The sequence below is a fragment of the Halomonas sp. TG39a genome (genome assembly GCF_000744395.1).
Lineage (GTDB): Bacteria > Pseudomonadota > Gammaproteobacteria > Pseudomonadales > Halomonadaceae > Vreelandella > Vreelandella ventosae_B.
The window spans coordinates 419,352-442,856 of the sequence record NZ_JQLV01000001.1 but is presented as its reverse complement, the minus strand read 5'-3'; the positions used below and the strand labels follow the sequence as shown (position 1 = coordinate 442,856).

General features: G+C 56.9%; 22 protein-coding genes and 3 tRNA genes. 4 read left to right on the top strand and 21 right to left on the bottom strand.

The genetic code is table 11. From position 1 onward, the window contains the following. The 9 genes from ccmI to ccmA all read right to left on the bottom strand — a co-directional run bounded on the left by ccmI (position 1) and on the right by ccmA (position 7,137). Positions 1-1,239: a c-type cytochrome biogenesis protein CcmI gene (ccmI, locus tag U738_RS02055; RefSeq protein WP_035576821.1), complete on the bottom strand. Its 1,239-nt coding sequence runs from the start codon at positions 1,237-1,239 to the stop codon at positions 1-3. After that, entirely contained in the window at positions 1,236-1,706 is a 471-nt protein-coding gene (locus U738_RS02050) for a cytochrome c-type biogenesis protein (protein ID WP_035576819.1), read from the bottom strand. Before U738_RS02050 ends, ccmI begins: the two co-directional genes overlap by 4 nt. Continuing rightward, complete coding sequence (locus tag U738_RS02045) at positions 1,697-2,224, bottom strand: DsbE family thiol:disulfide interchange protein (protein WP_035576816.1); 528 nt, start codon at positions 2,222-2,224, stop codon at positions 1,697-1,699. Before U738_RS02045 ends, U738_RS02050 begins: the two co-directional genes overlap by 10 nt. Next, a complete protein-coding gene (locus U738_RS02040) occupies positions 2,221-4,230 on the bottom strand; it encodes a heme lyase CcmF/NrfE family subunit (RefSeq protein WP_035576815.1) in 2,010 nt (669 codons plus the stop codon). The genes U738_RS02045 and U738_RS02040 overlap by 4 nt, the downstream gene beginning before the upstream one ends. A gap of 26 nt (positions 4,231-4,256) precedes the next feature. Then, complete coding sequence (gene ccmE / locus U738_RS02035; protein WP_035576812.1) at positions 4,257-4,766, bottom strand: cytochrome c maturation protein CcmE; 510 nt, start codon at positions 4,764-4,766, stop codon at positions 4,257-4,259. Beyond that, positions 4,756-4,953 (bottom strand): heme exporter protein CcmD, encoded by a 198-nt coding sequence (gene ccmD / locus U738_RS02030; protein WP_035576810.1) that lies wholly within the window; start codon positions 4,951-4,953, stop codon positions 4,756-4,758. Before ccmD ends, ccmE begins: the two co-directional genes overlap by 11 nt. Beyond that, the gene (locus tag U738_RS02025) at positions 4,953-5,720 is read right to left on the bottom strand and encodes a heme ABC transporter permease (RefSeq protein WP_035576809.1); all 768 of its coding nucleotides are present in this window, start codon (positions 5,718-5,720) and stop codon (positions 4,953-4,955) included. Before U738_RS02025 ends, ccmD begins: the two co-directional genes overlap by 1 nt. A 14-nt stretch (positions 5,721-5,734) precedes the next feature. Further along, on the bottom strand, positions 5,735-6,403 hold the full coding sequence (gene ccmB / locus U738_RS02020) for a heme exporter protein CcmB (protein ID WP_231896862.1): 669 nt from the start codon (positions 6,401-6,403) through the stop codon (positions 5,735-5,737). Positions 6,404-6,516: 113 nt separating this feature from the next. After that, entirely contained in the window at positions 6,517-7,137 is a 621-nt protein-coding gene (ccmA, locus tag U738_RS02015; RefSeq protein ID WP_035576807.1) for a cytochrome c biogenesis heme-transporting ATPase CcmA, read from the bottom strand. A 197-nt stretch (positions 7,138-7,334) separates the two neighbouring features. On the opposite strand from ccmA, the gene U738_RS02010 reads away from it, so the two are divergent. Together U738_RS02010 and U738_RS02005 are read left to right on the top strand one after the other, a co-directional pair. Continuing rightward, complete coding sequence (locus U738_RS02010) at positions 7,335-7,715, top strand: LexA family protein (RefSeq protein ID WP_035576805.1); 381 nt, start codon at positions 7,335-7,337, stop codon at positions 7,713-7,715. After that, complete coding sequence (locus tag U738_RS02005; RefSeq protein WP_035576802.1) at positions 7,715-8,332, top strand: IMPACT family protein; 618 nt, start codon at positions 7,715-7,717, stop codon at positions 8,330-8,332. The genes U738_RS02010 and U738_RS02005 overlap by 1 nt, the downstream gene beginning before the upstream one ends. Before the next feature lie 146 nt (positions 8,333-8,478). Here the strand turns inward: U738_RS02005 and U738_RS02000 are convergent, their stop codons facing one another. The 3 genes from U738_RS02000 to U738_RS01990 form a co-directional block, all read right to left on the bottom strand. Then, complete coding sequence (locus U738_RS02000; protein WP_035576799.1) at positions 8,479-9,801, bottom strand: sodium ion-translocating decarboxylase subunit beta; 1,323 nt, start codon at positions 9,799-9,801, stop codon at positions 8,479-8,481. A 10-nt stretch (positions 9,802-9,811) separates the two neighbouring features. Continuing rightward, on the bottom strand, positions 9,812-11,647 hold the full coding sequence (gene oadA / locus U738_RS01995) for a sodium-extruding oxaloacetate decarboxylase subunit alpha (RefSeq protein ID WP_035576797.1): 1,836 nt from the start codon (positions 11,645-11,647) through the stop codon (positions 9,812-9,814). A 91-nt stretch (positions 11,648-11,738) separates the two neighbouring features. Beyond that, entirely contained in the window at positions 11,739-11,996 is a 258-nt protein-coding gene (locus tag U738_RS01990; RefSeq protein ID WP_035576795.1) for an OadG family protein, read from the bottom strand. A gap of 147 nt (positions 11,997-12,143) precedes the next feature. Here U738_RS01990 and U738_RS01985 point away from each other — a divergent pair, with 147 nt between their 5' ends. Then, entirely contained in the window at positions 12,144-13,139 is a 996-nt protein-coding gene (locus U738_RS01985) for a tRNA dihydrouridine synthase (RefSeq protein ID WP_231896759.1), read from the top strand. Positions 13,140-13,321: 182 nt separating this feature from the next. Here the strand turns inward: U738_RS01985 and U738_RS01980 are convergent. The 9 genes from U738_RS01980 to U738_RS01940 form a co-directional block, all read right to left on the bottom strand. Continuing rightward, a tRNA-Arg gene (locus U738_RS01980) sits at positions 13,322-13,398 on the bottom strand. A gap of 83 nt (positions 13,399-13,481) precedes the next feature. Continuing rightward, positions 13,482-13,558: transfer RNA gene (locus tag U738_RS01975), tRNA-Arg, on the bottom strand. A 19-nt stretch (positions 13,559-13,577) separates the two neighbouring features. Further along, positions 13,578-13,670 (bottom strand) — tRNA-Ser (locus U738_RS01970). Positions 13,671-13,803: 133 nt separating this feature from the next. Further along, the gene (gene csrA / locus U738_RS01965; RefSeq protein ID WP_035576792.1) at positions 13,804-13,992 is read right to left on the bottom strand and encodes a carbon storage regulator CsrA; all 189 of its coding nucleotides are present in this window, start codon (positions 13,990-13,992) and stop codon (positions 13,804-13,806) included. Positions 13,993-14,185: 193 nt separating this feature from the next. After that, a complete protein-coding gene (locus U738_RS01960) occupies positions 14,186-15,436 on the bottom strand; it encodes an aspartate kinase (protein ID WP_035576789.1) in 1,251 nt (416 codons plus the stop codon). Between the two features lie 99 nt (positions 15,437-15,535). Next, positions 15,536-18,145, bottom strand: a complete 2,610-nt coding sequence (alaS, locus tag U738_RS01955; protein WP_035576787.1) for an alanine--tRNA ligase — start codon at positions 18,143-18,145, stop codon at positions 15,536-15,538. Positions 18,146-18,382: 237 nt separating this feature from the next. Beyond that, entirely contained in the window at positions 18,383-18,847 is a 465-nt protein-coding gene (locus U738_RS01950; RefSeq protein ID WP_035576785.1) for a regulatory protein RecX, read from the bottom strand. 39 nt (positions 18,848-18,886) lie between these two features. Further along, entirely contained in the window at positions 18,887-19,960 is a 1,074-nt protein-coding gene (gene recA, locus U738_RS01945) for a recombinase RecA (RefSeq protein ID WP_027957359.1), read from the bottom strand. A gap of 129 nt (positions 19,961-20,089) precedes the next feature. After that, entirely contained in the window at positions 20,090-20,629 is a 540-nt protein-coding gene (locus U738_RS01940; protein WP_035576783.1) for a CinA family protein, read from the bottom strand. Positions 20,630-20,745: 116 nt separating this feature from the next. Here U738_RS01940 and mutS point away from each other — a divergent pair, with 116 nt between their 5' ends. Continuing rightward, complete coding sequence (mutS, locus tag U738_RS01935) at positions 20,746-23,307, top strand: DNA mismatch repair protein MutS (RefSeq protein ID WP_035576781.1); 2,562 nt, start codon at positions 20,746-20,748, stop codon at positions 23,305-23,307. Positions 23,308-23,505 lie beyond the last annotated feature (198 nt).

The window sequence follows — 23,505 nt, the reverse complement described above, 5'->3', positions numbered from 1 at the left end:
TTATTCAAAGACACGGTTAATCACCACTTCAGCCGTTTCATCTTCAGCTATCGGGCCGATGCTGACGCTCTCAAGGTCACCAAACAGGTCCCCTGGCTGGGGCGTTGCTTGGCCGGAGGGGGAAACGCGCACCACTAAGCGCGCTTCACGTACCTGGGAGATCTGCGCCTGGGGCGACATCGCAGTGCTATCGTCTAGCGTTACCGTCATGGGCAGCTCAGATACTTGCGCGCGCACCACAGCCAGCGGCGGCAACTCGCCTTCAAGATCGCGGGCAGTGATAAACACCGTGTCGTTATCGTTAACGCGCCCAGCGAGCTGTTCGTCTAACGCAACGCGCACCCGAATGCCATTGCCCTCGGCTACAGCCTCTTCAGGTTCAATGCCCATGCGCTCCTGAGCCACACGAATACCGTCGCGCAGCGAAGACACAGTGTTAGGGTCTTCAATGTTGGCGATTGCCCGGCGCCAGTGATCGATGGCCTGCTCATAATCGCCGTTGTCGAAGGCATTAATGCCTAGCAAACCCAGTACGGTAGGCTGGCGGGGATCCTGCTCCAGGGTTTCATCGACCAGCGCCTGCACGTCGTCGGTCAGTTGGCGCTCGGCCATAAAGAACCGAATTTGCGCCAGTTGCGCAAGCAGCGGCGGAATCCGCCCTTCAATCTCGATTAAACGCTCCAGGGCATCCACGGCTTTGGGCATCTGGCCGGTTTCGCGATAGAGCGGAAACAGCGAGCTCCAAACGTTGGGATTATCCGGCTGGCGTTCGGCCTGCTCTTCCATGCGTTCGATATACATGGCAAGCGAGCCATCAGGATCGTTCTGTACTTCTTGTTGCACCGCAAATAGCACCAAGTCGCCTTCCGCGCCCTTTTGCTGGTACCAAATGACGCTAACGGCCACTACAGCGAGCATCACTACGGGCACCACAATTCGGCCGGCACTGGCTGACTTGAGCGGCCGACGCTCGCTATAGGCGGTATCTTCCAGCAGGCTACGCTCAAGCTCCAAACGGTCTTCGTCGAAGCGGGCAGCATCGATATCACCACGCTCCCGGGCCGCTTCCAAGGACGCCAGGCGGCGCTGAAAAATCGCCACGTTCTGCTCGGCGGAGGTGTCGTTGGCTTCAAAGTCGTGCTGCTGGTCGTGCAGCGCACGCGCTTTTCTTAGCGGCGACACCAGCAGCCACAGCGCGGGGAGCAATAAAACGGCAATCGCAATCCAAAGCAGCGTCATGAAGACCTCTTACGGTTAGTCAGCGCTTCTATACGCTGGCGCTCTTCGGCGCTCAATGCTTTAGCAGAGGCGTTGCGGCGGGCGCGTATCATCATGACGACCACAATAGCCCCCAGCAACACCAGGGCGATGGGCAGGCCCCACAGCAGATAGGTGCGGCTCTCTAAACGCGGGTTGTAGAGAATATATTCGCCAAACCGCTGCACCATGTGATTGATGATTTCGATATCCGACTGCCCGTCTTGCAACAGTTGATAAACACGTTCGCGCATATCTGCCGAAATAGGCGCGTCGGAGTCGTTAATCGCCTGGTTTTCACACAGCGGGCAGCGCATGGAGGCGGTCAAGTCGTGATAGCGCTTCTCGGTGACTGGGTCGTCAAACTCGCGCAGTTCGATACCCCCAGCCACTGCACCAAACGCCATGACTAGCAGTAGTAGCGCTGTTAGGGTTCGCATTAGCGCCATTTTTCCACCTCCGGAAGAATTCGCTCGCGCACGTCTTGCGGTGATACATAGCCTTTATGGTGGTAGCGAATCACCCCATCGGCATCGACCAGAAAGGTTTCCGGGGCACCATAAACGCCAAGATCAAAGCCTAGCTCGCCGTCAGGATCAAAAATATTGGTTTCAAACGGATCACCAAACTCGCCGAGGAACTCCATGCCCTTCTCGCGAGTATCGCGGTAGTTAACCCCGACCATGCGAATTCCGTGATCAGCTAGTTCAAGCAGTTGCGGCATCTCCTGCTTACAGGCTGGGCACCATTCGCCCCACACATTCACCAGCGTCACTTCTCCCTCTAATAGCGTTTGGTCAACTCGGCGATTTTCATCACGCAGCGTGGTGGCTTCAAAGGTCGGGAACTCCCGCGCCATCAGCGCTGAATCGCGCTGGGAAGGGTCCAGCGAGAGGCCATGGTAAAAGAACAGCGCCAGGCCTAAAAAACACACCGGCAGCAGCAGTAGCAGTAGTCGTCGCTTCATACCGTCGCCTCCCTTGCGCTATCGCCCTTGCTGGCCACGTTCGGCGCTTCACGAGTAACCGTGGCGCGGCGGTAGCGCTTGTCGAGCACTGCCAGCACACCACCTGTCGCCATAAGCAGCGCACCTAGCCACAGCCAGCGAACAAAGGGCTTGTACTGCACCCGCATCGCCCAACTGTTATCGCCAAGATTTTCACCCATAGCCACATAGAGGTCGCGGAACAGCCCTGGGCGCAGGGCCACTTGGGTCATCGGCATACCGGTGGCCAGGTAAAGGCGTTTTTCAGGCCGCATGGTAAAGCTGCGGCCTGACTCGCCCCGCTGAACCTGAAGGATCGAGGTATCCGCCAGGAAGTTAGCCCCGCGACGCTCAGTGAGTTCGGTCATGGTGAACTGATAACCCGCCACTTCGACCGTGGTACCCGGTGACATACGCACATTGCGCTCGATGTTGTAGTTGGAGACGACCGTCACACCCACAATGGTAACGGCTACGCCCACGTGCCCCAGCACCATCCCCCAGTACGCCAGGGAGAGCTTGCGCACCCCGGCCACAAACGAGCTGGCATGGCGGGTTTTATCGAACACATCACGCACCATCGGCAGCACAATCCAGAGTGCGGCGACAATACCCAGCGAGACGAACAGGTTCCACTCACCGCGATACAACAGCGGCATTAAAATGCCTAGCACCAGCGCGGCAACGCCTGCCAGCCACAGCTTACGGATCAGATCCCGCGCTGCCATGCTTTTCCAGCGCGTTACCGAGCCCAGCCCCATAAAGATACACATCACCACGGTGAGCGGTACAAACAGGGCGTTAAAATAGGGCGGGCCGACGCTTATTTTCCCCAACCCCAGAGAGTCCAGAATCAGTGGGTAAACGGTACCCAGCAGCACGGTGACGGTCATAATCACCAGGAAGATATTATTGACCAGCAGCAGCGCATCCCGGGAGAGCCAGTTAAAGCCCACTTTATGACTTACCCGCGGTGCGCGTAGGGCAAATATCAGCAGCGACAGCGTTACCGTAATGGCCAACAACATCAGGATAAAGAAACCGCGGGCAGGGTCGTTGGCAAACGCGTGTACCGACGTCAGCACCCCGGAGCGCACCAGGAAAGTACCCATCAGCGATAGCGAAAAGGTCGAGATCGCCAGCAGCACGGTCCAGCTCTTAAACGAGCCGCGTTTTTCGGTGACCGCCAGCGAGTGAACCAGCGCGGTACCCGTTAGCCAGGGCAGTAGCGAGGCGTTTTCGACCGGATCCCAGAACCACCAGCCGCCCCAACCAAGCTCGTAGTAGGCCCACCAGCTGCCCAGCGCGATACCCACGGTAAGGAACGCCCAGGCCAGGTTTGTCCACGGCCGTGCCCAGCGGGTCCAGGCCGCGTCTAAACGCCCGCCCATCAGCGCCGCAATGGCAAACGCAAAGACCACGGAAAAGCCCACATAGCCCATGTAGAGCATTGGTGGATGAACCACCAGCCCGAAGTCTTGCAACAGCGGGTTAAGGTCGGCGCCATCCTGAGGCATATCGGGCAGTAGCCGCTCGAAGGGGTTTGATGTCATCAGAATAAACAGTAAGAAGCCGACACAAACCATGCCCATCACGCCCATTACTCGCGCGACCATATCCCGCGGCAGGTTGCCGGTAAATAGGCTGGCCGCAAACCCCCAGCCCGCAAGCATAAAGCTCCACAGCAGCACCGACCCTTCGTGGTTGCCCCACACCGCGCTGAACTTGTAGTACCAGGGCAGCAGCGAGTTGGAATTGTTAGCCACGTTGGCCACACTAAAATCGTCAAGCATATAGCTAGCGGTCAAACACGCGTAGGCAATGGCAATAAACACAAACTGCCCCACCGCCATGGGTTGACCATAGGCCATCCACAGTGGTCGCCTAGTCGCCGCACCGGCCAGCGGCATCACTGCCTGCACTATCGCCATCAGCAGCGCAATGATAAGGGCAAAGTGGCCAATTTCAGGAATCAGTTTGATCAGCATGCGTGCTCCAAATTGGGCTATCTACCCTAATATTCGCTTGCCTGGGGTACGCCTTCTTCGTCCAGGCGTTTGCCCACCTCGGCGGCTTTAGCTTGGTAATCGGCGGGCGAGTAGCCTGCTTCTTCCAATGCTTGGGCCACTTCAGGGGGCATATAGTTTTCGTCGTGACGGGCAAGGACTTTGTCGGCATACAAGCGACCATCGGTCTGAAGTTCACCCACAACAACAACGCCTTGTCCTTCACGGAACAGATCCGGCAGGATGCCGCTGTAATAGACCTCCAGGTCATCGACGTAATCGGTGACGGTAAATTCGACGTCCAGGCTTTCAGGGTCACGGGAAACCGAGCCCTCTTTGACCATGCCACCGGCGCGAATCTGCCGCTCCATGGGCGCATCGCCCTGGGCAATCTGTACCGGGCTAAAAAACAAATTAATGTTCGCGCGTAGCGCGTACAGGGTTAGCCCCACGGCAATCGCGGCCAGCGACACAATGCCCAGAATAACAAACAGTTTCTGTTTACGTTTAGGCGTCATTGGCCACTCTCCTCGCTCTGTTTTCGCGTCTTGCGCGACGCTTCAAGCCTTTCAGCAGTTGGCGTTGCTCTGCACGGGCATGCCAAACGATGGCGAGCAACAGCAGCGCGGTAACGCCCCAGGCAGACCATACATAAGGCGCGTGGCCACCCATGGCGAGAAATTCAGCAAGTGAGTCAAATGCCATTAGCGAGCCTCCTCGGCGTGTACGTTCACCACTTGGCCGTTGACCAGATCCTGTACCCAGCGCTTGTTAGCTTCGCGGCGCAGAATCTCGCTGCGCGTGCGCATCAGCGTTAAGGCAATAAAAAAACTGTAAAAACCCAGCACCATAATCACCAGCGGTAGCCACATCTCGGTCGGCATGGTCGGGCGCGACGTCAAGGTAAAAGAAGCGGGTTGGTGCAGGGTGTACCACCAATCCACCGAGTATTTGATGATGGGAATATTGATCACCCCTACCATGGCCAGCACCGAGGCTGCCCGTGAAGCGCTATCCCTGCTGGTGAAAGCGCCGCGCAGGGCAATCACGCCCAAATAGAGAAACAGCAGGATCAACATGGAGGTCAGCCGTGCATCCCACATCCACCATGTCCCCCAGGTGGGCACGCCCCACACGGCGCCGGAGAACAGCGCCACAAAGGTCATTGCTGCGCCAAGAGGGGCCATCACCGCTGCCGCCATATCAGCGACTTTAATTTTCCAGACCATAAACACCAGGCCGGAGACCGCCATGGCGATAAAAATGGATTGGGCTAAAAAGGCCGCAGGCACATGGACGTATATAATCCGGAAGCTATTACCCTGTTGGTAATCCGCCGGGGCAAACGCTAGCCCCCACAGCGAGCCAACGACCAATAACAGCACCGCCGCGGCCCAGAACCAGGGCTGCAGCTTGGCGCTAATGGTGTAGAACCACTTGGGTGATCCCAATTTATGTATAAAGGCCCACATAGCGTGTCCTGTCCTTAACCGTTGATACTGATACGCAGCGATGCGGCAATCGCCCACGGCGCCAACATGAGTGAGGCAGCGAGCAGCGCGCCCAGGATAGCCAGATGGGCAGCGACGCCGTCTCCGAAAATGGCTGCCTGCACCGCACCGGCGCCAAAAATGAGCACCGGGATATACAGTGGCAGCACCAGCAGCGAGAGCAGCACCCCGCCCCGCGCCAAGCCGACGGTTAACGCTGCACCAATCGCGCCAATCAAGCTCAAGCTTGCCGTGCCCAGGGCAAGCGACAGCGCCAGCACGGCGTAGCTACCCGCTGGCAGCGCCAGCATAATACCCAATATCGGCGCCATCAGCGCCAACGGTAGGCCGGTCAGCAGCCAGTGCACGGCCACTTTGGCCAAACTCAGCGCGGCTAACGGCTGCGGCGCCAATAACAGTTGCTCCAGACTGCCATCGTCATAATCGCTACGAAACAGGCTGTCTAATGACAGCAGCGCGGCTAACAGCGCCGCCACCCACAGCAAACCCGGCGCAATGACCGCTAACAGCTCAGGGTCGGGCGAAATCGCGATCGGAAACAGCGTGATCACCAGGGCAAAAAACACCAGCGGGTTGAGCACTTCGCCACGGCGCCTCAGCAACAGCGTTAAGTCACGCACTAGCGTGGCCTTCACGGCGATCATCAAGCCACCTTTGTGCTCACGCAGTGGCACTGCTAGCACCTGTTGGGTGGCATCTGAAGCTTGTGAAGAGCTGTGTGAAGCGCCATGTAAAGAGCTGTGCAACCCTTTCTCCTTTACCCGAGGGATATCCGTCTCAACAACGGTGAGGCGGTCAATTCGTGGTGTGTCGTTACCAGCACACAGCCCCCCGCCTGAGCGTGGGCCACAAGCTGCCTTTCCAGCTCAGCGACGCCGTGACGGTCTATCGCGGTAAAAGGTTCATCCAACACCCAGAGAGACCGGGGCGTCAGCGTTAAGCGTGCCAGCGCCACGCGACGCTGCTGGCCAGCAGAGAGTTGCCCTGCAGGCACATCTTCAAAACCTGCCAGGCCAACCCGCTCAAGGGCGTCCAGGCGCTGATCCTCGTTACCGTTTTCCCCGCTGAGCGCCTGATACCATGCCAGGTTTTCTAACGGGGAAAGCCCCAACTTAATACCTGGGGCGTGCCCTAAATAGAGCAAATTAGCGAGGAAATGTTCACGCGCCTCTTTCATCGCAGCGCCATTCCAGAAAAGCTCGCCCTGATAGTCACTGAGCTGCCCGGAGAGGATTTTCAGCAGGCTGGTCTTACCACTGCCATTGGGCCCCTCGATACGCACAATTTCACCGCTGCGAATATCTAGATCCAGCCCTTGAAACAGCCAGCGGTCGTCGCGTTCACAGGCAAGCTGTCGGGCTTGTAGACACAGGCTCAAGCGTCTCTCCTGGCATATTGATTTTGCGTCGAACTCTACACGTAAAGCCCCTTGCTCGCCACTCACACAATGCGGCGCTGGGTCGCAGCGTGATCTCCATCAAAGAGGGTTAAGACTAATTACTGCTAGCACTGTATGCAAAAACAGGTCTATACTAAAAACCACTGTATGAAAGAACATGCAATGGAGATTTCATAATGACCCTATCGATGGCATCACCTACCGCTACGTTCGGCCACATGCAAGCAGTACCACGTCCCTATGCGATGGCAGCTAACGTTACCCGACGCAATACCTATGCGCTCAAAGTGCGCGGCAATGCATTGTGTGATTGCAACTTATTCGATGGCGATGTCATTATTATCCGGCGCTATCAACACGATACCCAGATAGAAACCGCCGTTGCCGAAATTAACCAGCAAACAATAGCCTTGAAGCAGCTCTCTATCAGCCGCTTTGGCGTTGAGCTATGGCCAGAGGATACTCAGCAGCCAGCGCTTTTTTTGCATAACCGGGATATTCAGGTGCTCGGCATGGTAATGGGTGTGAAAAGTGAGACTACCTTCACGGAGCATTAATGCGCTATCGGGTTCCCGAGCTGTTCCCTGCGTCATGGCATACGGCTGACATTGAAGTCGAAAAGAGCCAATTTATTACCTGGGTCTGCTACGCCCCAGATATCAATGCATTCACTAGTCTGTTGAATGCGGCAAAAACCGCGCACCCTAATGCCAGCCACCACTGCACTGCCTATATTGCCGGGCCACCCGGCGAGCAAAATCTGATTGGCTTTTCCGATGATGGTGAGCCAGGCGGCACCGCTGGCCGACCCATGTACCAGGTTCTCCAAGGCAGCCAACTGGGCCAGATTGGCTGTGTGGTGATTCGTTATTTTGGCGGCACCAAGCTAGGCACCGGAGGTTTAGCCCGCGCCTACGCCCAGGCGGTTAGCCATGCCCTTGAGACGCTACCTACACGGGAAGTGGTTGAGCGCAACAGCTACACCCTGCGACTCACCTTTGCTAATGAAGCGATTGCCCGCGCCTGGTGCGAAGAAAGTGCGATCCCTATTGAGCAAGCCGACTATGATGGTGATGGCGTGCGCCTGACCATTGGCTGGCCACGGGACTGCCCATTTGATCTTACTCCACTGGAAAACCGTTTAAAAAGTGCTATCCATATTATCACTGACTAGCTCCCTGGCTAGAGCACCCATCTATACTCAACATCCCCTCTAGACTAAACAACACGCCTATAAAAAACGCGACATACCGAAAGTGTCAGTATGCCGCGCTCTGTTGACCCACTATTAAAACAGGCGGTGAACACCTGCCTTAAGCGTTACCCCAGGTACTTGATCATTACGCCTGCGGCGACTGCCGAGCCAATCACACCCGCCACGTTGGGGCCCATGGCGTGCATCAGCAGGAAGTTATGCGGGTTCGCCTCAAGCCCCACCTTGTTAGCCACTCGCGCGGCCATCGGCACAGCAGATACCCCCGCGGCGCCGATCAAGGGGTTGATGGGCATTTTGCTCATCAGGTTCATCAGCTTGGCCATCAATACCCCGGCGGCCGTGCCAATGCCAAAGGCAACAATCCCCAAGCCTAATATCCCCAGCGTCTCGAACGACAGAAAACTCTCAGCCATCAGCTTGGAGCCTACCGACAGGCCGAGGATAATCGTGACGATATTAATCAGGGCGTTTTGCGCGGTATCCGACAAGCGCTCTACCACACCGCACTCGCGCATCAGATTACCGAAGCAGAACATGCCCAGCAGCGGAGCGGCATCGGGCAGAAACAGCGCGACCAGAATCAACAGCACCAGTGGGAAGACCACTTTTTCCAGCTTGGAGACCGGCCGCAGCTGAGTCATCTTGATCTCACGCTCTTTCTGGGTGGTCAACAGACGCATAATCGGCGGCTGAATCAGTGGCACCAACGCCATATAGGCGTAGGCGGCCACGGCGATAGCCCCCAGCAGCTCCGGCGCCAGCACGCTGGAGACGTAGATGGAGGTCGGGCCATCGGCGCCACCAATAATACCAATGGCGGCGGCCTGATTAAGCGAGAAGTCCATCACCCCCATTGAGGTGAGCAACACGGCGCCAAACAGAGTGGCAAAAATACCGAACTGAGCCGCTGCACCTAAAAACAGCGTACGTGGATTGGCCAACAGCGGGCCGAAGTCGGTCATGGCGCCCACGCCCATAAAGATAATCAGCGGAGCAATACCCGAGGCAATCGCCACACTGTAGAAGCTATAAAGCATGCCATCGCCGTACCCAACGTTCATGGCGATATCCCGTGCAGCACGCACCTGATCAGGCGCAGCCCCCTCATGGGCTAGTGATTTTAACGACTCCCGCCAGGCGTCTAAGTTCGATAGCGGATCGAGGTTTGCACCCAGCGCTGCCGCCATCTGCTGCAGCACTGCAGGCTTGGCAACCTCAATCGCTTGGTCGAGCGCTGAAATGGCCAGCCCGGCCTCAGGGATATTGGCGAGAATGCCGCCAAAGCCAATAGGCACCAGCAGCAGCGGCTCAAACTTCTTATAGATCGCCAGGTAGAGCAGCAGTAGCCCCACGACCATCATCACCGCTTGGCCAAGCTCCAGGTTGTACAGCCCCGAGCCTTCCCATAACGTTACTAATTTATCCATTATTGGGCCCTTAGAGCTCGATCAGCGTGTCGCCTACGGCGACGCTATCGCCTTCGCTGACATTAACCTTAGACACAGTGCCTGCACTGCTGGCACGCACTTCGGTTTCCATTTTCATCGCTTCAAGGATGATCACCACATCGCCCTCTGCGACGTTGTCGCCGGGGCGTACATTCACCTTGAAGATATTACCGGCCAGCGGGGCATCGATGCTTTCTCCACTACCGCCACCGCTCGGCGCAGGCGCTTCGCTAGAGGATGGCTGGGCCGACGCCGTGCCAGAGGCAGTTTGCTCTTGCACTTCGCCCAGCTCACCGCCTTCAGAGACCTCTACCACGAAGGCTTTGCCGTTGAGTTTCACGGTATAGGTTTCCGGGCCGCTGCTAGCGACCGGCGCTTTGCTTTCCACCTTGGCGGGTGTCTTTTCGGCGCTTGCTTCAGCTGCTTGGGGGACAGGCTCAAAGGCGTCGGGATTGTCGCGATTTTTAAGGAACTTCAGACCAATCTGCGGAAACAGGGCATAGGTCAGTACGTCATCCACTTCGCGCTTACCTTCGGCCAAGCGGATACCTTCAGCGCTGGCTTTGTCTTTCAGTTCGGTGGCCAGCTTGTCCATCTCGGGCGAAAGATTATCCGCCGGGCGACAGGTAATCGGCTCGCCGCCTTCCAGCACGCGCTTTTGCAGCTCAGCATTGAAGGGCGCTGGCGCGGCACCGTACTCACCTTTGAGCAGCGCCTGAACTTCCTTGGAGATCGACTTATAGCGCTCGCCCATCATCACGTTCATCACCGCCTGGGTGCCGACAATTTGCGAAGTGGGCGTTACCAGCGGAATAAAGCCAAGGTCTTCGCGGACGCGGGGAATCTCGCTCAGCACGTCGTCCAGCTTGTCGCCCGCGCCCTGCTCTTTGAGCTGGCCTTCCATATTGGTCAGCATGCCGCCCGGCACCTGAGCAATCAGAATGCGCGAATCAATACCACGCAGCGAACCTTCAAAAGCAGCGTACTTCTTGCGCACTTCGCGGAAATAACCGGCAATATCTTCCAATAGCTCAAGATCCAGCCCCGTATCGCGGCCGGTATCTTTGAGCATGGCCACCACGGACTCGGTGGGGCTGTGACCGTAGGTCATCGACATGGACGAAATCGAGGTATCGACATTATCAATGCCTGCTTCCACCGCCTTCAAAATGGTTGAGGTAGAGAGGCCGGTGGTGGCGTGGCAGTGCAGGTGCACCGGAATCGATAGCTCTTTCTTGAGCCGGGTGACCAAATCGAATGCCGTATAGGGCGTCAGTAGCCCCGCCATATCCTTGATAGCCAATGAATCTGCGCCTAAGCCAGCAATGGTTTTGGCGAGATCGACCCAGCTATCCAGGGTATGTACCGGGCTCACAGTGTAAGAAATAGTGCCCTGGGCGTGACCTTCGACGTTACGCACCGCCTGAATGGCGCGCTCTAAATTGCGCGGGTCATTCATGGCATCGAAAACACGGAAGACATCAACGCCGTTGGTTTTCGCCCGCTCAACAAACTTATCGACAACATCATCGGCGTAGTGGCGGTAGCCCAATAGGTTTTGCCCGCGCAGCAGCATGGCCTGCGGGGTATTGGGCATGGCCTCTTTTAACGCACGAATGCGCTCCCACGGATCTTCACCCAAATAACGAATGCAGGCGTCATAGGTAGCCCCACCCCAGGTTTCCAGCGACCAGTAGCCAACGCGATCCAGCTTTTCGGCGATCGGCAACATATCGTCCAGGCGCATACGCGTGGCAAACAGCGATTGATGGGCATCGCGCAGCACGACATCGGTAATGCCTAGAGGGCGTTTTATTTCGTTCATGGTCTTGGCTCACAGTAGAGAGTTGTAAGTTTGTAGTAAAAATAACAAAAAAATAGCCAAAAGAGGGCTGAAATGGAAAAAATTGAGAAAGTTAGCGACGTCGCGTTGTGCGATAACGGTGCACTGCAGCACAGATCACTGCCATGACCTCGTCACTTTGATCAGAGGGGGCCGAAGGTTGCGAGGCTTTTTTACCCGAATCAACAGCGACGGGAACAGGTTGAAAACGCCCGATAAGCTTCGACATCAGCGTGACGCTAATAACTAAAACTGTAAGAAAAACAAACACTACGCCCATACCAAGCGCCATCAATGCTAACCCATCTTGTAATAGTTCTTGATCCTGCATAAGACGCTCTCCTTTCTTAAAGTACCGTTCAAGCACTGTTTTACGCACATCATTACGCCAATACGACGAAAGGCGCTTGGCTCAGTAAGGGGAATACACTAACCTGCCACACCCAGAATAGAATGCAATGGCGCGATAGTGGAAGTCATGGTTGTTAATTTACTACAAAACGGCAGAATCGGCCTAGCCCCGATGGAAGGGGTAATCGACGCACTGACTCGTGACCTGTTAACCCGTCACGCCGGGTTCGACTGGACGGTTACCGAGTTTGTCCGCGTTGTGGATGCTCGCCTGCCGCCCAGAGTGTTTTATAAGCACTGCCCCGAGCTTACGCAACCGCCTGTCGCAACGCCGAGCGGTATTCCCGTGCACTTACAGCTGCTGGGCTCAGACCCTGCTGCTCTGGCCGCCAACGCGCGCCAGGCGCTTAGCTTAGGCGCAGTGAGCGTCGACCTTAATTTCGGCTGCCCTGCCAAACTGGTTAACCGGCACGATGGCGGCGCCTCGCTGCTACGCCAGCCGGATCGCGTCTATAAGGCAGTTAAAGCCGTTCACGACGCTTTAGAGGGAGCAATCCCGGTGACCGCCAAGATTCGCCTGGGCTTCGCCAATCGCCGTTTAGCGGTTGCTTGCGCCCAGGCCACTGAAGCGGGCGGCGCCGCGCAGCTAGTAGTGCATGCGCGCACCCGAGACGAGGGCTACCGCCCACCGGCGCACTGGGAGTGGATCGGCAAAATTCGCCGGCAGGTGAATATCCCGGTTGTCGCCAATGGCGATATCTGGACGTTGGAAGATTACTGGAAGGCCCGCACGCTGTCCGGGTGCCGCGATGTGATGCTAGGGCGTAGCGCACTGGCCGACCCTTGGCTGGCGCCACGTATACGCCACTGGCTGCAAACCGGCGAGCGACTGCCCGCAAGCAGCTGGGCCATGCGCGCCAGCGTACTCAAAGAGTACGCCGCCCTGCAGCGCCAGCAGCTGCCTGACCGCGTCGTGGTCTCTCTAGTGAAGCAGTGGCTCGCCCAAATGCGCCAAGGCAGTAGTGAAGCCGAAGAAAATTTTCAGCGTGTGAAGCGCCTCACCGAGCTGGATCAACTGCTCGACAGCCTCGTGGTTGACGATCACCACGTCGCGCTAGCTTAGGCCACCACTTGATCGAGGCAAAAAAAAGCGCCCTACCGCAAAGCGGGGGCGCTACACACGATCGCAAGACCGGGGTGCGAGCCTTAGCCGGTCAGGCTTGAAAATAGGCGGTTAGACCAAGAACAGGTAATAAGGCTGGAAACAGAAAACCCGCCCTCGATAAGAGAGCGGGTTTTGGAATCTGGCGCGCCCGGGAGGATTCGAACCTCCGACCCCCTGATTCGTAGTCAGGTACTCTATCCAGCTGAGCTACGGGCGCGTAATATTTTGCTAATGCTAATTCTGCTAGGACTAAAATCCACCAGCATACTTACGACTACTGAAAAGCAGCTTCTAGGAAGGTGGCGCGCCCGGGAGGATTCGAACCTCCGACCCCCTGATTCGTAGTCAGGTACTCTATCCAGCTGAGCTACGGGCGCATACCTTCTAACATGCAATTGGCGGAGAGAGAGGGATTCGAACCCTCGATAGGGCTATAAACCCTATACTCCCTTAGCAGGGGAGCGCCTTCAGCCACTCGGCCACCTCTCCTCAACGGCACGGCGCGAATATTACCGATTTAGCTTTCTTGTGTCTAGTCCCCTAAGGTTTTTTTTCGCACCGGCCATACCTTACATATAAGCTTACGCTTTAAGCATCGTTTCATCATGCAAGCCCGCAAGTCTTATTCCACTTCGTTTTCACTGTCTCGTTCACGCTGAATCCGCTGGTAAATCTCTTCACGGTGAACTGCCACATCTTTCGGCGCATTAACGCCTATACGTACTTGATTGCCTTTCACACCTAGAACGGTGACGGTGATTTCATCACCGATCATCAGGGTTTCGCCAACACGGCGAGTTAGGATGAGCATGGCTGATCTCCTTTTCAGACGTTTTATGCAACGGGATATGTCAGCCGGAGGCAACACCATGCCATTATGCGGCATAGCGCTGCCTGTCACCAATGACTCCGGCTCCATGACACCTTAACCTCCCGTTGAAAGAAAGCTCACCACCACACGGCAGCAAGTACCCCTTCAGCGTAGAAGGTTTAAGGCATAAATGTTATTCAGATTCGATATCTGATTTATCTAAGCCAAAAGCTTTGTGTAATGCGTTAACCGCAAGTTCCATATGTTTCTCATCAATCACAACCGAGATCTTAATCTCAGAGGTAGAGACCATACGGATATTGATATTCTCGTCAGCTAGAACGCGGAACATTTTAGATGCCACACCCGCATGAGAACGCATACCAACACCGACCAAAGACACTTTAGCAATATTGTCGTCGCCGCGCAGCTCACCGCCGCCCAAATCAGGAATCACCGTCTCTTCAAGCAGCTTCTTAGTGGCCTTGTAATCGCCCTTAGCAACGGTAAAGGTAAAGTCGGTATAGTCACCGGCCGGCGCCACGTTCTGCACGATCATATCAACTTCGATATTGGCATCGGCAATGGGACCTAGAATGCGCGAAGCTACCCCTGGTACATCCGGCGTATTGAGCAGGGTTAGTTTTGCTTCATTCTTGGTAAAGGCGATACCGGAGATCAGTGGTTCTTCCATAGCGTCCTCGTCTTGGTCAGCTTCTGCAACAATTAGGGTACCGGGGCCGTCTTCAAAGCTCGACAGCACCCGCAGGGGCACGTTGTACTTACCGGCAAACTCTACCGCGCGGATCTGCAGCACTTTAGAGCCGAGACTGGCCAGCTCAAGCATCTCTTCCACGGTAATGCTGGTTAAGCGCTGTGCCTTTGAGCATACGCGGGGGTCGGTGGTGTATACCCCGTCAACATCGGTGTAAATCTGACACTCATCGGCGCCGAGCGCAGCGGCTAGCGCCACACCTGTGGTATCGGAACCACCGCGACCCAGCGTCGTGATATTGCCGTCTTCGTCGACCCCTTGGAACCCAGCCACAACCACGACCTGCCCAGCTTCAAGGTCGGCCTTCAGGTCGTCGGTTTCGATACGCTGGATACGCGCCTTGGTATAAGCGCTATCGGTATGAATGCCTACCTGGGCACCAGTGTGCGACGTCGCCGGCACGCCGATTTGCTGAAGCGCCATGGCGAGCAGTGAAATAGTCACCTGCTCACCGGTCGACAGCAGCATATCCATCTCGCGCGGTGCCGGATCCTCGTTAAGCGCTTGGGCCATATCGGTCAGGCGATTGGTTTCGCCGCTCATGGCGGAGACCACGACCACTACCTGATGGCCCTGGTCGCGGAAACCCTTAACCTTTTCCGCTACGGCCTTGATACGCTCGACAGAGCCCACCGAAGTGCCGCCGAACTTCTGTACGTATAGTGCCATATGCCGTTTTTCCTATGCGTTCGGGAATGGAGGGTGAAAGTGTTATAAGTTTTAAATAAATAATAAGGCCGGTAGCAATAATGCCACCGGCCTTAAGGTTTAGCTAAGAACGTTTTCCAACCATGCCGGTACGCTCTTCAACGCATCCGGCAAGGCGTCGGGTTGACTACCTCCCGCTTGGGCCATATCAGGACGGCCTCCGCCCTTACCGCCTACCTGAGAGGCGACATGGTTAACCAGCTCACCGGCTTTCACACGGCCAGTCAGATCCTGGGTGACCCCAGCGATCAGGCTCACCTTGCCCGCCGCCTGGTCGGCAACGCCAAGGATAATCACCCCGGAGCTGAGCTTGTTCTTAAGCTGATCAAGGACGCCGCGTAGATCTTTGCCTGACACGCCATCCAGCTGCGTTGCCAGCAGCTTAACGCCGTTGATCTCCTGCACCTGACTCAGCATGTCGCTACCCGCAGCGCTGGCCAATTTGGCCTTAAGCTGCTCAAGCTCTTTTTCCAGGCTCCGGTTACGCTCAACCAGTGATTCTACCCGCGCTTCAAGCTGCTCTGGCTTGGTCTTCAAACGTTCGCCAAGGCGCTCAAGGCGGGCTTCCTGCTCGCGGAAGTAGGCCAGCGCATTTTCGCCGGTGATTGCTTCGATACGGCGCACGCCGGAAGCAATGCCTACTTCGCTTATCACATGGCAACAGCCAATATCGCCGCTACGCGCCACATGGGTTCCACCGCACAACTCAATAGAGAAGTCGTCGGCGCCAATGGTCAGCACGCGCACGTTGTCGGCGTATTTGGCCTCAAACAGTGCCGCAGCGCCCTTGGCTTTGGCCTGGTCCAGGCTCATCTGCTCGGTTTTGGTCGGCGCATTGGCCAAAATCTGCTCGTTAACCAGCCGTTCGACCTCCGCCAGCTGCTCGGCGGTCATCGGTTCGAAATGGCTAAAGTCGAAGCGCAGGCGCTCGGCATTCACCAGCGAGCCTTTCTGCTGTACGTGATCGCCCAGCACCATACGCAGCGCTTTGTGCAGCAGGTGGGTGGCCGAGTGGTTGCGGAGGGTGGCGGTACGCAGACTGGCGTCCACTTCGCCGCGCACGCTGGCTCCGACACTTAGCGAGCCTTCAACCATTATGCCCTGGTGAAGGTGATGCCCACTCTGCTTCTGGGTATCGGTGACCTGGAAACGGCCGCCGTCGACATACAGATAGCCGGTATCGCCCACCTGACCACCTGACTCGCCGTAAAACGGCGTACGGTCTAGCACCACGACGCCTTTTTGACCTGCTTCCAAGGCGGCCAGCTCGTTGCCTTCGCTGTCGACCAGCGCCGTTACCTTGGCTTGATCTTCCAAGCGGTCGTAGCCGGTAAAGGCTGTTTCGCCCTCCAACTCAATAGAGGCGCTGTAGTCGGCGCCAAACTGGCTAGCCGCCCGTGCACGCTCACGCTGAGCCTCCAAGGCCTGCTGAAAGCCCTCTTCGTCCAGGGTAACGCCACGTTCACGGCACACATCGGCGGTGAGATCGAACGGAAAGCCGTAGGTATCGTAAAGCTTGAAGACGGTTTCACCCGGCAGCACCTTGCCGTCCAACTCCGCCAGGGCCGCGTTCAATAGCCCCATACCGTGATCCAGAGTACGCGCAAACTGCTCTTCTTCTTTTAGCAGCACGCGGGCAATTTGATCGCTCGCTTCACGCAGTTCCGGATAGGCATCGCCCATCTCAGCGTCCAGCGCCTCGACCAGCTTATGGAAGAACGGCTCAACCGCGCCCAGCTTGTGGCCATGGCGAATTGCACGGCGAATGATTCGACGCAGCACATAACCGCGCCCTTCGTTGGAAGGCAGCACACCATCGACAATCAGGAAGGCGCAGGAGCGGATATGGTCAGCAATCACGCGCAGTGAGGGCGTAGCGGTATCAGGGTGTCCTGTCGCCTTAGCCGCAGCCTGCAGCAGGTTCTGGAACAGGTCGATTTCGTAGTTAGAGTGCACGCCCTGCATCACAGCGGCGACCCGCTCCAGCCCCATACCGGTATCGATAGAGGGCTTGGGCAGCGGGTTGAGCGTGCCGGCAGCATCGCGGTCAAACTGCATGAAGACCAGGTTCCAGATTTCGATATAGCGGTCGCCATCCTCTTCCGGGCTGCCCGGCGGGCCACCCCAAACCTCTGGACCATGATCGAAGAAGATTTCTGAACTGGGGCCGCAGGGGCCGGTGTCGCCCATCTGCCAGAAGTTATCTTCATCCAGCTTGGAAAAACGCTCGGGATCGATGCCGATCTCATCTTTCCAGATGCGTTCGGCTTCGTCATCGCTGATATGCACCGTTACCCACAGTTTGTCTTTAGGCAGACCCAGCGTTTCGGTCAGAAATACCCAGGCAAAGCGAATAGCATCGCGCTTGAAGTAGTCACCAAAGCTGAAGTTGCCCAGCATTTCAAAGAAGGTGTGGTGACGCGCGGTATAGCCGACGTTGTCCAAATCGTTATGCTTGCCGCCCGCCCGCACGCAGCGCTGCGCAGAGGTGGCGCGCACGTAGGGGCGCGGGTCGCGGCCTAGAAACACATCTTTAAACGGCACCATGCCGGCATTGGTAAACAGCAGCGTCGGGTCGTTGCCCGGCACTAAGGAGCTAGTGGGCACAATAGTATGCCCCTGCTCTTCGAAGAAGGTGAGAAAGGCCTGTCTAATCTCTGCGCTTTTCATAGGGTATCCGTAACAAGAAAGCGTGATGTCCCAGGGCGCTGTTGCCGCTACCCTCAGGGGTCGCAAAGCAGCCATTATAGCGCAGTTGTCAAACGACTAAAGCCGCACTTAGTGGCAGAAAGGCAAACAACTCGCGACAGAAGGGCAACAACGATGAGAACAACCAGATCGACCAGCGTATTAGAGCGCTACTAGAAATGTAAGAGGGGGGATGTTTTACCGGCTGGAGAAAACGTATTACAGACAGGAGAGCGCGTAGCGGATCTGCTCAAAATCGAAGCCGCGGCTGGCGAGAAAACGCTCCCGCCTGGCGCGCTCTTTGGGTGTCTCACCGGGGCTATCGAAGCGCCGCGCCAGGGTTTCCCGGGCCAGCTCAAACCAGTCGATCTGCTCACCCTCCTCTACCTCTTCAAATGCACTATTGAGGGTTTCCTGGTCAACGCCGCGCTGGCGCAGCTCGCCTTTAATACGGATCACGCCCTGCCCACGCAGAATACGTGAACGGACGAAACTGGCCGCAAAGCGAGCGTCAGACTGCAGACCTTGTTCGATCAGAGCGTCTAGGCACTCATCAATAGCGTCGTCGTCGAAGGATTTCTTCTTTAGCCGTTGGGCAAGCTCGGCGCGGGAGTATTCGCGCCGAGCCAACAAGCCAATAGCGATGTCACGGGGCGTGGCATCGCGCTGGGAGGTGAATGCCATCAGCTTATCTTAGCTAGCATTAGCTTAGTGAATATCGTCTTAAAGCAGATCGTCATCACCCGCATCCAATTCTGCCGCTGCTTCGGCAGGCGCATCTTCCTTCTCCTTTTTAGGATCAGGCTTGGCCAAGAGCTGCTCACGAATCTGCGTTTCTATTTCGAGCATAATCTCCGGGTGCTCTTCCAGGTAAAGCGCTGAGTTGGCTTTACCCTGACCGATTTTCTTACCTTTATAGCTGTACCAGGCACCGGCTTTATCAACCAGATTGCACTGCACACCCAGGTCGATGACCTCACCGGCATGGTAGATACCCTTGCCGTAAAGAATCTGGAATTCAGCCTGACGGAATGGTGGTGCTACCTTGTTTTTGACTACTTTCACGCGGGTTTCGTTACCGGTGACTTCATCACCCACTTTCACCGAGCCGGTACGACGAATATCCAGACGCACGCTGGCATAGAACTTCAGCGCGTTACCACCAGTGGTGGTTTCGGGGCTACCGAACATAACGCCGATCTTCATGCGGATCTGGTTGATGAAGATCACCAGGCAATTGGCGTTTTTGATATTACCGGTGATTTTACGCAGTGCCTGAGACATCAAACGCGCCTGTAGGCCAACGTGGGAATCACCCATTTCGCCTTCGATTTCAGCGCGCGGCGTTAGAGCTGCGACCGAGTCGATAACAATCACGTCAACACCGCCGGAGCGTACCAGCATGTCGGTAATTTCCAGCGCCTGCTCGCCAGTGTCCGGCTGGGAAATCAGTAGATCATCCAGGTTGACGCCCAGCTTTTCTGCGTAGCTGGGGTCAAGCGCATGCTCGGCATCCACGAAGGCACACACTTTGCCTTGCTTTTGCGCTTGCGCAATCACCGAAAGGGTCAGTGTCGTTTTACCCGAGGACTCCGGACCAAAAATTTCTGCCACTCGGCCAAACGGCAGCCCGCCGATGCCAAGTGCGATATCAAGACCCAATGAACCGGTGGAAACCGACGGCATGACGACACGCGGCGCGTCGCCGAGACGCATAACGGTGCCCTTGCCGAACTGACGGTCAATTTGGGTGAGTGCAGCGTTTAGCGCTTTAGTGCGGTTGTCATCCTGAGCCATTCAGAGATTCCTCATAACAAGCTGTATAATTAGCCAGTAGTATGCCAAAGATTACGCCGTAAACAAATCCTTGATCGCGCTTTCTCTCATCTATTTTCATAAGGGCCTTTTTTCGTAAGGACCTTTTGCTTACGACGGGTTTGTCTTGCTCGCCTTCTCGCGCTCATTCAGGCGCGCCACCAGCCCTACCAAGGCCTGACGTACGGCCTGCTCGCGCACCGACTGGCGGTCACCAGGGAAGTGGAAACATTCGGCCTCCTGGGCAGCGGTATCTCCCCAGGCCAACCAAACCGTCCCCACGGGTTTCTCAGCACTGCCGCCATCCGGCCCGGCCACGCCGCTAACGGCAACGGCCAAGCCCGCGCCACTTTCACGACAGGCGCCCGCCACCATGGCATTAACCACCGCTTTACTTACCGCACCATGTTCGGCGAGCGTGGCCTCAGGCACCCCTAATAAGCGCGTCTTGGCGCCATTCGCGTAGGTGACATAGCCCGTCGTAAAATAAGCAGAACTCCCCGCCACCCCGGTAATGGCACTGGCAATACCGCCCCCGGTGCATGATTCAGCAGCAGTCACTTCCACATCCAACTGCTTACAAAGCCGCCCCAGCCGCTGAGCCAACAGGTTTAAATCAAGGTTTTTCAGGCTAGTTTCGCTGGGCACTATCGTCGCTCCTTCAAGTAAGTCGTCTGTTCAGCGTAGAATACTGCGTTTAGCTTGCTTAAAGAAATTGCCAATGCCGTAAGCCGAGATGGCTTACGCCACGCTCAATCAGGACGCCCATGTCACAGGCCATTCCCCCCAACACGCCAATGATCACCCAGTATTTAAAGATCAAACGCGAGCACCCCGAGGTGCTGCTGTTTTACCGCATGGGTGATTTTTACGAACTGTTTTTCGACGACGCCAAGCGCGCCGCCGCGCTGCTGGATATTACCCTTACCCAGCGCGGCCAGTCGGGGGGTAAGCCGATCCCCATGGCGGGTGTACCCTACCACAGCGCTGAAGGCTATCTAGCCCGCCTGGTCGCTGGCGGCGAGTCGGTGGCCATCTGCGAACAGATTGGCGACCCCGCTACCAGCAAGGGCCCCGTTGATCGTCAGGTGGTGCGGATCGTCACCCCCGGCACGCTCCACGATGAAGCGCTGCTTGATGCCCGCCGCGACAACGTACTGGTGTCAGTCTCCCCCGGTAAAGAGAGCTGGGGGCTTGCCTGGCTAGAGCTCTCCAGCGGGCGTTTTAACGTGCTGGAAGTGGAGAGCGAAGCCGAGATGCTCGCCGAGCTTACTCGCCTCTCCCCCGCGGAGCTGCTGGTGCCCGAAAGCCTGACGCTACCCGATGCCTGGTCACAAAAACGCAGCCTGCGCCGTCAGGGTGAGTGGCTGTTTGACCTGGAAAGCGCCACCCGCAGCCTATGCGACCAGTTTGAAGTGCAGGATTTACGCGGCTTTGGCTGCGCGCATTTAACTACTGCGCTCATTGCTGCCGGGGTGCTGATCGATTACGCCCGGGACACCCAGCGCTCACGCCTACCCCACGTGACCGCCATCAGTGTTGAGAACCGCGACGACGCGGTGGTGATTGACGCCGCCAGTCGCCGCAATCTGGAAATCGACATTAATCTGGGTGGCAGTAGCGATAACACCCTGGCCAGCGTGCTGGATACCTGCACCACCGCCATGGGCTCACGCTTACTCAAACGTTGGCTTAATCGCCCACTGCGACAACGTGAGATCGTCCAGGCCCGTCATGCGGGTGTGGCGCTGTTAAGCCTGGACGCAGCCTATATGCCGCTGCGCGAGACGTTAAGCGATGTAGGCGATGTGGAGCGCATCCTGGCCCGAGTGGCACTGTATAGCGCTCGCCCGCGGGATTTGGCGCGGCTGCGCGATGCGCTGGTAACGCTGCCTGAACTGGAACAGCAGCTTAGCGAGGTAGAGAGCGGCAGCGCTTTGGACAACCTGCGCCCGCATATTCGCCCCTACCCGGAAATGGCCGATATGCTCAGCCGTGCGCTGGTGGAGAACCCACCGGTGGTGATTCGCGATGGCGGAGTGATTGCCGATGGCTTTGACGCCGAGCTCGATGAGCATCGTGGCATGGCAGAGAACGCCGGCGACTACCTGATTCAGCTAGAGATTCGCGAGCGTGAGCGCACCGGCCTTGCCAATCTCAAAGTGGGCTACAACCGCGTACACGGCTACTTTATCGAACTACCGCGTTCACAAGCCCAGCAGGCGCCTGCCGACTATATTCGACGCCAGACGCTGAAAAATGCCGAGCGGTTTATTATTCCTGAGCTCAAAGAGTTTGAGGATAAGGCGCTATCGGCCAAATCTCGTGCGCTCACTCGCGAAAAATGGCTTTACGACCAACTGCTGGGCGACCTTAACAACAGCCTTCACGCGCTACAAAGCACCTCTCAAGCGCTAGCCGAGCTGGACGTACTGTGCGCCTTTGCTGAACGCGCCGAGGCGTTGAACTGGGTACGCCCAACGCTAAGTGAATCCACAGGCATTCAAATTAACGCTGGGCGCCACCCGGTAGTGGAGCAGGTGAGCGAGACGCCCTTCGTACCCAACGACGTGACGCTCAACCCTGACCAGCATATGCTGATTATTACCGGCCCCAATATGGGCGGTAAGTCGACCTATATGCGCCAGACGGCGCTAATCGCCCTACTGGCCCATTGCGGTAGCTTTGTGCCCGCTGACGCCGCCGAGATCGGCCCGCTGGATCGAATATTCACCCGCATTGGCTCATCGGATGACTTGGCGGGCGGCCGCTCTACCTTTATGGTCGAGATGACCGAAACGGCTAATATTCTCCACAATGCCACCCAGCAAAGCTTGATCCTGATGGATGAAATTGGCCGTGGCACCAGCACCTTTGACGGCTTGTCGCTGGCCTGGGCAAGCGCCGAACATTTGGCCAAAGGGCGTGCGCTAACGCTGTTTGCCACCCACTACTTTGAAATGACGGCGCTGCCTGAGCATATGGAAGGGGTGGCCAATATCCACCTAACGGCGACCGAGCATGGCGACAGCATTGTTTTTATGCACCGCATCGAAGCGGGCCCGGCCAGCCAGAGCTATGGTTTGCAGGTGGCGCAATTAGCGGGTGTACCCAACCATGTGATTAAACGTGCCCGCGAGAAGCTGATAAGTTTGGAGCAGCGCGATGTGGACAACACGGCGCAGGCACCGCGAACCGCTCCGCAGCAAAACGATCTGTTCGCCGCTGCACCACACCCGGTGGTCGAAGCGTTGGAAAACGTCGATATGGATGGTTTAACGCCGCGGGAAGCGCTATCACTGTTGTATCAGTGGCGAGACCTGATCTAATAGTGCTCATAACTTGGAAGGCCATAAGTGAGCTTCTAGTGCCAGGGCAGGTTGGAGCGAGGGTCTTTTTCCAAGGATGGAAAAAGTAGCGCCCAAGGATGGGTTCACAGCGCCCTCGCGGAAACCTGTACTGGCATTGCTACCAACTGGAATCATATGGCGCTTGCCGACAGGTAGGCGCACCTCTAGAATGTCGCT